Origin of the sequence: Mycolicibacterium parafortuitum (assembly GCF_002086815.1) — a bacterium.
Classification (GTDB): Bacteria; Actinomycetota; Actinomycetes; order Mycobacteriales; family Mycobacteriaceae; genus Mycobacterium; species Mycobacterium parafortuitum.
On the sequence record NZ_MVID01000014.1, the window covers coordinates 118,241 to 129,637 of the forward strand.

Below are 11,397 nucleotides of genomic sequence, written 5' to 3' on the forward strand. Positions count from 1 at the left end.
TATCAACATTGATTCGGCACGATACCCACACAACTCGCAAATGCGGAGCTCCATGTACCCGGAAGAGCGGCAGCAGGCCATCGCGGCCCTGGTGATGTCCCGGGGGCGGGCGTCGGTGACCGAACTGGCCCAGGCCTACGACGTGACCACCGAGACCGTGCGCCGCGATCTGGCCGTCCTCGACAAGGCGGGCATCGTGCGGCGGGTGCACGGCGGCGCGGTGCCGGTGCGGTCGCTGCAACTGGTCGAGCCCGGCGTCAACGAACGCGATGTGACCCGCGCCGAACACAAGGACGCGATCGCGGCCGCGGCGGCGGAGTTCTTCCCCCTGGGCGGAGCCAGCGTGCTGCTCGATGCGGGCACCACCACGATGCGCATCGCGGGGCAGATCCCCACCGACCGCGAACTCGTGGTCGTCACCAACTCCGTTCCGATCGCCGCCAGGCTGGCGACGATGCCCTCGGTCACCCTGCAACTGCTCGGCGGGCGGGTGCGCGGGGTCACCCAGGCCGCGGTCGGCGAGCAGGCGCTGCGCGTGCTCGACACGCTGCGGGTGGACATCGCGTTCATCGGCACCAACGCGATCAGCGCCCGGCACGGCCTGTCCACCCCGGACAACGACGAGGCCGCCGTCAAGCGGGCCATGGTCAACGCCGCCAACTACGTCGTCGTCGCCGCGGATTCGTCGAAGGTCGGGCGGGAGGAGTTCGTCAGCTTCGCACCGATCTCCTGCGTCGACACCCTCATCACCGATCCCGAGATCTCCGCCGCCGACCGTGACGAACTGGCCGGGCACGGCGTCGAGATCATCTGCGCAGGAGGACCCCAGTGATCGTCACCGTGACCCCCAACCCCAGCATCGACCGCACCGTCACGCTGCCCGTCCCGTTGGTCCGCGGCGCGGTGCATCGCGTCACGTCGGTGACCGATCAGGCCGGCGGCAAGGGCGTCAACGTCGCCAAGGTGCTGACGATGGCCGGTGTCGACGCCGTCGCGGTGCTGCCCGCGGCCACCAACGACCCGTTGATCAACGCGCTGCAGGCGGCGGCGGTGCCGTACCGGATCGTGAGCACCGGCGAGCCCGCCCGCACCAATCTGGCCATCACCGAACAGGACGGCACCACCACCAAGATCAACGAACCCGGCGCAACGCTGGACGACGTGACGCTGCGAACGTTCACCGACGCGGTGCTCGACGCGGCCGGCGACGCGGACTGGGTGGTGATGTCGGGTTCGCTGCCCCCTGGCATCCCGGCGTCGTGGTACGCGACCGTCGTCGCACACCTCGCGAGCCGGCCCTGCCGGGTCGCCGTCGACACCTCCGACGCACCCCTGGCCGCGCTCGTCGAGGGCCTCGACCACGGCGCACCCGACCTGATCAAACCCAACGCCGAAGAACTCGCCGGCATCCTGGGCCTGTCGGCGCAGCATCTCGAAGATGCTGTCGCCCAAGGTGATCCGGGACCCGTCGTCGCCGCCGCCCGGCAGCTCATCGATCGGGGCATCGGCGCGGTGCTGGCCACCCTCGGCGCCGCCGGGGCCGTGCTGGTGGACGGCAGCGGTGCGTGGATGGCGACGCCGCCCCCGATCGTGCCCCGCAGCACCGTCGGCGCGGGGGATTCGTCCCTGGCGGGATACCTGCGTGCCGAAGTCGGTGGCGCGGTTCCGCCGCAGCGGCTGCAGATGGCCGTCGCCTACGGCAGCGCGGCCGCCGCCCTGCCGGGGACCACATTGCCGTCGCCCAGCGAGATCGATCTCAACGGAGTTCGGGTATCCCCTGTTTCACCCATCGCGTCAACCAGCAGTAACTCAGAGACAAGGTAGCGCCATGACCAGCTCCACCCCACTGCCGATCATCACCGGCGATCTGGTCCTGCTCGACACGGCGGTCGACGGCGGTAAGCAGGCGGTGATCCGCAGGCTCGCCGAGGCGCTGGCCGGGGCCGGGCGCACCAACGACGCCGAGGGTCTGATCGGTGCGGCGATGGCGCGTGAGGAGCAGTCCGCGACCGGCCTGCCCGGCGGGATCGCGATCCCGCACTGCCGTTCCCCGTACGTCGACACCCCCACCATCGGCTTCGCCCGGCTCAAACCCGGGGTGGACTTCGGCGCCCCCGACGGCCCCGCCGATCTCGCGTTCCTGATCGCGGCGCCGGATTCCGGCGGCCAGGAGCACATGAAGCTGCTGTCGAGTCTGGCAAGGGCTTTGGTCCGCAAGGACTTCGTCGAGGCGCTGCGCGCAGCCACCACCGCCGACCAAATCGTCGAACTGGTCGACGGGGTCGTCAACCCCGCCCCGGCCGCACCGGCCGCCGCACCTGCCGCCCCGGCCGCGGCACCCGCGGCGCCTCCGGCGGAGACGCCCGCCGCGCCGAAGGCGCAGAAGACGATCGTCGCGATCACCGCGTGCCCGACCGGCATCGCGCACACCTACATGGCCGCCGACTCGCTGGCCCAGGCCGCGAAGGACGCCGGGGTCAACCTGCTCGTCGAGACCCAGGGATCCTCGGGCAGCACGCCGCTGCCCGCCGCGACGATCGCCGAAGCGGACGCGGTCATCTTCGCCACCGACGTCGGAGTCAAGGACAGGGGCCGCTTCGCCGGGAAGCCGGTCATCGCGTCGGGGGTGAAGCGGGCCATCAACGAACCGGCCAAGATGATCGCCGAAGCCGTTGCCGCAGCGGATAACCCGAAGGCGGCCCGGGTGGAGGGGTCGGGTTCGGCGGCGCCGGACGCGCCGTCGGGGGATGTCGGCTGGGGTACCAGGACCCGGCAGATCCTGCTGACCGGTGTGAGCTACATGATTCCGTTCGTCGCCGCCGGTGGCCTGCTGATCGCCCTGGGATTCCTGTTCGGCGGCTACGAGATCTCCGACATCGCCAACGACATCGCGCTGAACAACTCCCTGACCAACCTGCCCGACGGCGGATTCACGCAGTACCTCGGGGCGATCCTGTTCGCCCTCGGCAACCTGGCGTTCGGCTTCCTGGTCCCAGCGCTTGCCGGCTACATCGCCTTCGCGATCGCCGACCGGCCCGGCATTGCACCGGGTTTCACCGCCGGCGCGCTGGCGGTGTTCGTCGGCGGCGGCTTCATCGGCGGCATCCTCGGCGGTGTGATTGCCGGGTTCACCGCACTGTGGATCAGCAGGTTCGACGCCCCGCGGTGGTTGCGCGGCCTGATGCCGGTGGTGATCATTCCGCTGGTCGCGTCGCTGACGGTCGGGCTGATCATGTTCTTCCTGATCGGCCGCCCGCTGGCGTGGATCAACACCGGCCTGACCGACTGGCTGAACAGCCTCACCGGCACCTCGGCGGTGCTGCTGGGCGTGATCCTGGGTCTGATGATGTGCTTCGACCTCGGCGGACCGGTCAACAAGGCCGCGTACGCGTTCGCCACCGCGGGCCTCGCCGCCTCCACCACCGCTTCGTTCCAGGTGATGGCCGCGGTGATGGCCGCAGGCATGGTGCCGCCGCTGGCGATGGCCCTGGCCACCACCATCCGACCGGGTCTGTTCAGCGAACCGGAAAAGGAAAACGGCCGCGCCGCATGGCTTCTCGGCGCGTCGTTCATCTCCGAGGGTGCCATCCCGTTCGCCGCGGCGGATCCGCTGCGGGTGATCCCGTCGATGATGTTCGGCGGCGCCATCACCGGTGCGCTGTGCATGGCGTTCGGCGTGACACTGCGCGCGCCGCACGGTGGCATCTTCGTGTTCTTCGCGATCGGCAACCTGCTGTGGTTCGTGGTCGCCCTGGCCGCGGGCACCATCGCCTCGGCACTCGCGGTCATCGCGGCCAAACAGCTCGTCAAACCCGGCGCCAAGTCCGACACCGAACTCGTCGCCGCCTGAACATCCGAAACGTCAACCCCCGATAAAGGAGAATCCATGCCCAGCAAGACCGTCATCGTCGGATCGGCCATCGGCCTGCACGCCCGTCCCGCCGCGATCATCGCCGAGGCCGTCGTCGAGGCCGGGGTGCCCGTCACGCTGTCGATGGACGGCGGCGAACCCGTCGACGCCGGTTCGGCCTTGATGATCATGACGCTCGGGGCGGGCAATGGCGCACAGGTCACCGTGTCCTCCGATGACGAGAACGCGATGAACACCATCGCCGAGCTGGTGCAGAAGGACCTCGACGCATAGCGCCTGACCGCGGTGATCGGGGCGCTGTCGTCGCCTGCGGACGCCACTGCCACAGGAGCCCGGCGCGAAAAGAAAGCGGAATGACCCCTCCCTGAGCGCCCCTAACATGGCCGATGTGTCTGCGATGCGTGCGCCCAAGGGGAGTTCTCGGGCCCCGGCTGCCGTGTCGGCGTGTTTGCTGAATGCCCTGCTTCCCGGTACGCACCGGGCCTCCGTTTCAGGGGGTGAGCGCGCGTGCGGCGCACCGGGGCGCTGATCGCCGCGGTGTTGCTGGTGCTGCTCGCCGCCCCGCCCGCCGGAGCCATCGAGCAGCCGATCATCGACCCCGCGGCCGTTCCCCCGGACGAGACCGGACCGGATCAGCCGATGGAACAGCGGCGCATCTGTGCCACGCCGGCCGTGTTCCCGGACTCGAATTTCGCCGACCGCCCATGGGCCGGCGACTACCTGCAGATCGCCGAAGCGCAGAAGTTCGCGACCGGCGCCGGTGTCACCGTCGCCGTTATCGACACTGGCGTCAACGGATCTGCGCGCGTTCCCGCCGAACCCGGCGGCGAGTTCGTCGACGCCGCAGGCAACGGCATGTCCGACTGCGACGCACACGGCACGCTGACGGCCGCGGTGATCGCCGGTCGCCCCGCGCCCACCGACGCGTTCGTGGGTATGGCCCCTGACGCCCGCATCCTGTCGCTGCGTCAGACCTCGGACAGCTTCTCCCCCGTCGGCGCCCGCAGCGACCCGAACGACCCGAACGCGACACAGACAGCGGGGTCCCTGCGTAGCCTGGCCCGCGCGATCGTGCACGCGGCCAACCTGGGCGCCCAGGTCATCAACATCAGCGAGGCCGCCTGCTACAAGGTGACGCGCCGGATCGACGAAGCGGTGGTCGGTGCGGCCGTCAACTACGCCGTCAACGACAAGGGCGCCGTGATCGTCGCCGCGGCCGGGAACACCGGGGAGAACTGCACCCAGAATCCACCGCCGGACCCCGCGCTGCCCGCGGATCCCCGCGGCTGGAACGAGGTGCAGACGATCGTGTCGCCGGCCTGGTATTCGCCGTTAGTCCTCACCGTCGGCAGCATCGCCCCCAACGGGCAACCCAGCGGCTTCTCGGTGCAGGGACCGTGGGTGGGCGCCGCCGCCCCTGGAGAGAACCTGGTCGCGCTCGGATACGACGGCAACCCGGTCAACGCTCTCCAGGGTGAAGACGGGCTGATCCCGGTCAGCGGCACGTCGTTCTCGGCGGCGTACGTGTCGGGACTGGCGGCGCTGGTCAAGCAACGCTTCCCCGAACTGACGCCAGGCCAGATCATCAATCGAATCACCGCGACGGCCCGCCATCCCGGCGGCGGCGTGAACAACATCGTCGGCGCCGGCGTCATCGACCCGGTGGCGGCACTGACCTGGGACGTGCCTGCCGGCCCGTCCGAAATCCCCTACAACGTCAAGGCGATTCCGCCCCCGGTGTACAACCCTCCGCCGGATCGCAGCCCGATCACCTGGGTCGTGGTGATCGGCATCGGGGTGGCGGCGTTGCTCGGCGTCGGGGCGTTGGCCCGGCGGGCCCTGGGGCGCCGATGAGCAGGTTCGCCTCGATCTTCGGCCTGAAGTTCACCACCGGCCATGCCCTGTGGGCGGCGGTGCTCATCCCGGCATGCATCCTGATTCTCGCGCCGTTGGACCTGATGTGGCTGGGCGTGGCACTGGCGGTGCTGCTTGCGTTGTCGGCGTTCGTCACGATCCGGGGCCGACGCGTCAGCGGATGGGTGGCCGCGTTGTTCGCGTGGCGGCGCCGCCACAAGCAGCCCCCGCCGACGCCCTCCGAGTCCGCGGTCGGTGCGACCGTGCTGCCCGGAGACCACGTCGCGCTGAGGTGGCAGCACGGCTACCTGGTTTCGGCGATCGAGCTGATCCCCCGCCCATTCACCCCGACCGTCATCGTCAACGGCAGCGCGGCCACCGACGACGTGATCGACACCAGACTTCTCGAAAACCTGCTCACCGCACACTGTCCCGACTTGGAGGCCGACGTCGTCTCGGCCGGCTACCGGGTGGGCCGCACCGCGCCTGCCGCGCTCGTGGGGCTGTACGAACAGGTCGTCGGTCCCTATCCGGCACCGGCGAACCGCCGAACGTGGATCGTGTTGCGCGCCGATCCGGACAAGACGCGCAAGTCAGCGTTGCGCCGTGACGCGGGAGTATCCGGACTGGCCCAGTACCTGGTGTCGTCGACGACGCGGATCGCCGACCAGCTGGCAGGCAGCGGTGTCGATGGTCGCCCGGCCCGCAGCTTCACCGATTTCGACCACGCCACCGACATCAGCTTCGAGCGCGAGACCTGGTCGATGGTCAAGGGCCGCAGCACTTTCACCGCCGCCTACCACGCCCCGGGCGGGCCCGACGTGTGGTGGTCCGCGCGGGCGGACCACACCCTCACGCGTGTGCGGATCATGCCCGGCACCGCGCCGACCACCACCGTGCTGCTGACGACGCTGGCGAATCCTTCGACACCGCGCGGATTCTCGTGCCTGTACGGCGGACAGCGGGCGGCGCTGCTGGGCGAGAGCCCGGTGAGCGACCGTCACCACGAGCTGCCCGTCGGATCGGCGGGCGTGCTCGTCGGCGAGACCGCTGACCGCTACCCGGTGTACATGCCGTTCGACGACATCGACGTCAGCATCAACCTCGGCAACGCGCGGCTGTTCACGCAGTTCGTGGTGCGAGCCGCCGCGGCAGGGGCGAACGTGACCCTGCTGCCGCAGTTCCGGGAGTTCGCCGGGTTCGTCAACGCCGGCATCGGTCCTGTGCCGAAGGTGTCCTGGCCGCAGGCGACGACGTATCTGCGCCCGCATCCCGGCGTCGGCCGAGTGATGTTGCGGGACAGCTACATCGCCACACCGCGTCACAAGCAACTCCCGATCCGGCTGATCAACCCGCGCGAGGAGAGCCGCTACCAGATGGCGCTCGAATCATGATCCGCAGGAAGGGGTCCCGGTAATGGCCGACGGCGAACTCAAGGTCGACCCCAGCGATCTGTACGGCAAGGCGACCATGATCGAGGGCATCCCGTGGGGCGGCGATCCGACTGCCGCCACCGTCGGCGATCCCGACGTACTCGCCGCCACGACGGCTTCGGTGCGCAACCTGGTGAAGAACGCCCAGGCGCTGGGCGCCGAGCAGAAATGGGGCATCGCGGAGAGCCGGCGACTGGCCGAGACGCTGCGCCTGGTCGGGAAAGCCTACGAGGACGTCGACGAGGCATCGCGCCGCAACATCGACGCCTCGATGCCGGGCGGATCCTCAAGCCCGGCAAGCGCGCCCGTGCCTGTCGGGACCAACACCGCTCCGGACCCGCCGGTTCCCCCGCCGATGTCGTCCTTCGAGGACGTCCCGACCGACGGTGACATCCTCGACCCGATCGAGACGGATGAGAAGCTCCACGGGGGCGACCAGGCGTCGACGCTGCGGTCGGCGGCTGCGGAGTGGACCGCCGCCGCGGGCCGGCTCACCCAGGCCGCAATACCTTTCGAGATCCGGATGCAGAACTGGGAGGGGGTCGCCGCCGAGGCGGCGTACACGAAGTTCAAGGCGTTCGGGGGGTGGCTGCAGGCGCTGGCCGGGAAGTGGACCCAGTTGGCCGCCGAAGCCGAGAAGCTCGCGATTTCCCATGATCAGGCCAAGGCCGCGAACGCGCCGGTGCGCGCCGAGTACGAAGCGTTGCGGACCCAACTGCTGTCCGGGCAGTCCGACGGCGGAGCCGCCCGCGCCATTCAGCTGAAGATGGAAGCGCTGTATCAGGAGTCGGAGGCGATCCGCGAGGCGTACGCCAACGGGGGACGCCCGACTCCGGTGCAGCCCCCGCAGCCGCGTCCGACGTCGAATGCGCCGACCTCGCCCGTCACCGGGAACGGCGACCCGAATGCCCGCGGGGTTGCCGCCCGGCCCGAAGACGAAGAGCGCAGGGGCACATCGGCTTCCGGCGGGGGCGCACCGGCTGAAGGCCCAGCCGGAGGCGGCCGGCCTCAGACACCGCAGGAGGCGCCTGTTTCGCCGGCGTCTGCGACCGATCCCGCAGCGCAGGCGGCGCAGCAGGGCGGTCAACAGACCGGCCAGCAGGGCGGCGGTCAACAAGGTGGCGGCCAGCAGGGGGGCGGGCCGCCCGGCGGTGGGTCCCCCGGGGGCGGCCCTGGCGGTGGGACTCCCGGATCCGGCAAGGGCACCGACCTGAAGCCTCCGACCGGGCCGACTCTCAAACCTGCTGCCGCGGGCGGAGGTTCGGCCGGCGGTGGCGGCGGTGGCGGTGGAGTGCCGTCGTCGCCGCTGCAGCCGGCGGTGGGGGCGGAGACGGTGGCGCCGACACCCGGACGCGCAGGTGCGCCGGCTCCGGTGGCGTCCGCGGGTGCGGGCGGCGGCGCGATGGTGGGCGGCGGTATGGGCGGCATGGCACCGATGCACGGCGCACAGGCGGGTGGCGCGGGAGAGAAGAAGCGCAATCCGCAGCTGTCCACAGACGAGCCGCTCTACGTGGAGGATCGACCGCACACCGAGCAGGTCATCGGTGTCAGGCCGCGACGCCGGGGCAATCCCGACGACACCAGGAGGGGAGACACCCAATGACCGACGACGAATTGCATCCCGAAGTGGCTGCGGTGCTGCGGCAAGCGAAGCGTCTGCAGTCTTTGATGGACGAGCAGCTGCACAAGATGGATACCGGGTCGTTCACCGCGGCGGATGACAGCGACACCGTCGAGGTGACGTTGAACGGGCATCACTGGCTCAAGGACGTCTACATCCAGGACGGGCTGCTGCGACTGGGCGCCGAGACCGTGGAGGACCGGGTCAACGAGGCGTTGCAGAAGGCCAACGCGGAGGCGACGGAGGTTATCAACGCTGATCGCGAGCTGCTCGATGCGGTGGTCGCTGAGATCGCGGCGGAGATCACCGATGAGCCAGGGCGCGCACCCGAATGACGTTCAAAAGCAATTTGGTTGCGGCGCCGTTAAATACGGCGTCGGCGTTCGGCGCACCCGTGAGTGCTCTCGGTCTCTTACGCTGGTTCAGTCGGGGTCGTTGACGCGATTGGCCTGGCAATGACTTTGGAGGATGGGATGACGCAAGTTCGTGAGTGGTGCACGTGAGTACACCTCCTGGGCAGATGCCCCCTCCGCCCACCGGTCCTCCCTGGGGTCCGCCACCGGCGAACTCGCCGCGCACTGCTCGCGCTACCAAATGGGTTTTAGGTGGACTGGCGCTGTTGGTGGTCGTGGTCGTGACGGTAGCGGTCACGTTCTTGGTTACACGGAGCGATCCTGAGCATGGGCGGCATTCCGCCGGCCCTCCGCCGGGGCCTATCCCTGACGCTGCTGAAGTTGCGAGCGCAGGCGACGACGGCCCGATAGAGATCATCACCAAGGACCCCACCTGCGCCGATTGGGCGCCGGTAATCAACGCGTTCGCTGCAATCGCGTCACAGGGCTGGGACAGCCGGGACCCTACGACCCCAGCCGCGCAATGGAATTCGGAACAACGAAAGCAATACGCGGACATCGCCACCGCGATGCGCAAAGCCGCAGACGAGACCAGCGCGCTGTCGGTAGAAACGCCGCACCGCGTCATGCGGGAACTCTACGAACAGTCCGTCGCCTACTGGCACGCATACGTCGAAGCTCTCCCTGCTTATCAGCCGTCGAACGACCACCTCGCGCGCGTTGCGACAGGAACTTCTAACGCCGTGACATGGATTTGCTCCGCGATCGAGTACGGGTCTGCCGCAGCCCGTGCACCACTAACAGTGCCCTCACCTGCACCTTTGCATTTGGAATCCCCCGGGGACCCGGAAGACCCTATGCGTTTCATCACCGAGTCCGATGCGCCACCTATCTGTCCGGAGTGGATTTCAACCGTCGATAGGTTCGATGTCCAGACTGCCGAATGGCTTTCGACAGATCCCAACCTTCCGGTCGAACAATGGTCGCCGCAACAGAGATCCATTTGGACGCAGGTATCGAACGTTATGAGCTCCAATGCGAACCAGATTCAAGACATTGGGATGCGCAGCGAGAACGCAATCTTTGACGACTTTGCAGCGCTTGCAGCCCAGTATCGGCGAGCCTTCGTTCAGTCCTTCCCGAGTTATGTACCCGCCGACGGCCATCTGGCTAATGTTGCCGCTTACTTGGTCGCAACTAATGACCAAGCGTGTAAGGCCGCAGGGGTTCGTTAATGGATGCCAAATCCAACAGTCAAAGACAACTGGCATCAATATTTGCCTGGAACGGCTGCGCTGCGCTCATTGCGGCAACGAAGCGGACACCAGACCAATCCCGACACCACGGGGCGCTCGGAAACGTGCCGCAGGAAGTGGCGAAAAGAACTGTCGATGTAGCGAAAAGAACTCCCCACCGCAACGTACCGCTTTTCTGCGAACAGTCATTCGCATGCGACCGTGCCTACACTGACGAGCGATTCGCGTACACGACCCCCGGCGACAACGTTGAGGCGCCCTAATGGGCGTCGCGAAGATTTCCGGTGAGTACATCGAGGAGATGACCGAACCATCTGCCTGGCCCGACGTGGACGAGGACATCTTGACCCAAAGGGCCACCGAGTTCCTCGGCCGAAGGGACACCGTCTACCAAACGGCCGCGACATGGCAGGGATCGGTCACCCAGGTGTTCGATGGCGGATTGTGGGCTGGCAGCGCCGCCGACGGTGCGAGGGATTCCCTAGAAGAAACGCACAGGGCGATGAAGGCGCTCGAAGCCCACCTAGGAAAGGGCTACGCCTATTACAACTTCAGCGCTCAGGTAATAGTCCAGACGAAGAACTTGATCAACCGGAACCTGCAGGCTGCTCAAAAGGTTATTCAAGACCTTCGCACAACTGGCGATTTCAGCGAGGGCACCAAGCAGGTGCTGCTCAGGATGTACCTGGCATGGCAGAACTCAGTTAACGCTGCTGTCGTTGCATCAGGTGCCGAACAGATAGCCACGAATGCCTTTGCAAACTGGACGCCGCCACCTTCAGCAGTCCCTGGTCCAGCTCCCGTTTCTCCAGTTCAGGCCGTATCGGACAAATCTCCGCCCGCCTTCCACTTTGTAAAAGGAGGTAGGGGTGCACAAGTCACAAGCAATGCGACCTACTCGCCGACTCCGGCCGAACCCTATGAACTCGCTAGCGAGCGAAGTTTCGAGACCGCGGGAAACCAGCACCCTTCGCATTCACCGGCCACCTCCCCAACCACACCCCCCACC

Annotated in this window: 10 protein-coding genes and 1 pseudogene; all 11 read left to right on the plus strand. The window is 68.0% G+C overall.

Annotation, left to right across the window (positions count from 1 at the left end; translation table 11 throughout):
* Positions 1–52 precede the first annotated feature (52 nt).
* Complete coding sequence (locus tag BST38_RS16425) at positions 53–832, plus strand: DeoR/GlpR family DNA-binding transcription regulator (RefSeq protein WP_083144422.1); 780 nt, start codon at positions 53–55, stop codon at positions 830–832.
* Positions 829–1,824, plus strand: coding sequence for a 1-phosphofructokinase family hexose kinase (locus BST38_RS16430; RefSeq protein ID WP_083144401.1), 996 nt, complete (start codon positions 829–831; stop codon positions 1,822–1,824). Before BST38_RS16425 ends, BST38_RS16430 begins: the two co-directional genes overlap by 4 nt.
* A 4-nt stretch (positions 1,825–1,828) precedes the next feature.
* Positions 1,829–3,850 (plus strand): PTS fructose transporter subunit IIABC, encoded by a 2,022-nt coding sequence (locus tag BST38_RS16435; protein ID WP_083144402.1) that lies wholly within the window; start codon positions 1,829–1,831, stop codon positions 3,848–3,850.
* Positions 3,851–3,886: 36 nt separating this feature from the next.
* Positions 3,887–4,144 carry an HPr family phosphocarrier protein gene (locus tag BST38_RS16440; protein WP_083144403.1) on the plus strand — a complete coding sequence of 86 codons (258 nt, stop codon included), beginning with the start codon at positions 3,887–3,889 and terminating at the stop codon, positions 4,142–4,144.
* A 234-nt stretch (positions 4,145–4,378) separates the two neighbouring features.
* A complete protein-coding gene (gene mycP, locus BST38_RS16445; RefSeq protein ID WP_083144404.1) occupies positions 4,379–5,725 on the plus strand; it encodes a type VII secretion-associated serine protease mycosin in 1,347 nt (448 codons plus the stop codon).
* Positions 5,722–7,119 (plus strand): type VII secretion protein EccE, encoded by a 1,398-nt coding sequence (gene eccE, locus BST38_RS16450; protein WP_083144405.1) that lies wholly within the window; start codon positions 5,722–5,724, stop codon positions 7,117–7,119. Before mycP ends, eccE begins: the two co-directional genes overlap by 4 nt.
* Before the next feature lie 22 nt (positions 7,120–7,141).
* Positions 7,142–8,761 (plus strand): PPE domain-containing protein, encoded by a 1,620-nt coding sequence (locus BST38_RS16455; RefSeq protein ID WP_083144406.1) that lies wholly within the window; start codon positions 7,142–7,144, stop codon positions 8,759–8,761.
* Positions 8,758–9,114 carry a YbaB/EbfC family nucleoid-associated protein gene (locus BST38_RS16460; protein WP_083144407.1) on the plus strand — a complete coding sequence of 119 codons (357 nt, stop codon included), beginning with the start codon at positions 8,758–8,760 and terminating at the stop codon, positions 9,112–9,114. Before BST38_RS16455 ends, BST38_RS16460 begins: the two co-directional genes overlap by 4 nt.
* Positions 9,115–9,401: 287 nt before the next feature.
* On the plus strand, positions 9,402–10,367 hold the full coding sequence (locus BST38_RS29240; protein ID WP_133057244.1) for an ESX-1 system-associated protein: 966 nt from the start codon (positions 9,402–9,404) through the stop codon (positions 10,365–10,367).
* Positions 10,367–10,651, plus strand: a complete 285-nt coding sequence (locus BST38_RS29930; protein WP_494337776.1) for an ESX-1 system-associated protein — start codon at positions 10,367–10,369, stop codon at positions 10,649–10,651. Before BST38_RS29240 ends, BST38_RS29930 begins: the two co-directional genes overlap by 1 nt.
* Positions 10,651–11,397, plus strand: a pseudogene (locus BST38_RS29245) (hypothetical protein); the annotation flags it as partial. The gene BST38_RS29930 and the pseudogene BST38_RS29245, both read left to right, overlap by 1 nt.

Excerpts from the sequence above, each read along its gene's own strand:
- BST38_RS16425 (WP_083144422.1), top strand. The coding sequence starts at position 53 with ATGTACCCGGAAGAGCGGCAGCAGGCCATCGCGGCCCTGGTGATGTCC.
- BST38_RS16435 (WP_083144402.1), top strand. The coding sequence starts at position 1,829 with ATGACCAGCTCCACCCCACTGCCGATCATCACCGGCGATCTGGTCCTG.
- BST38_RS16440 (WP_083144403.1), top strand. The coding sequence starts at position 3,887 with ATGCCCAGCAAGACCGTCATCGTCGGATCGGCCATCGGCCTGCACGCC.
- eccE (WP_083144405.1), top strand. The coding sequence starts at position 5,722 with ATGAGCAGGTTCGCCTCGATCTTCGGCCTGAAGTTCACCACCGGCCAT.
- BST38_RS16455 (WP_083144406.1), top strand. The coding sequence starts at position 7,142 with ATGGCCGACGGCGAACTCAAGGTCGACCCCAGCGATCTGTACGGCAAG.
- BST38_RS16460 (WP_083144407.1), top strand. The coding sequence starts at position 8,758 with ATGACCGACGACGAATTGCATCCCGAAGTGGCTGCGGTGCTGCGGCAA.
- BST38_RS29930 (WP_494337776.1), top strand. The coding sequence starts at position 10,367 with ATGGATGCCAAATCCAACAGTCAAAGACAACTGGCATCAATATTTGCC.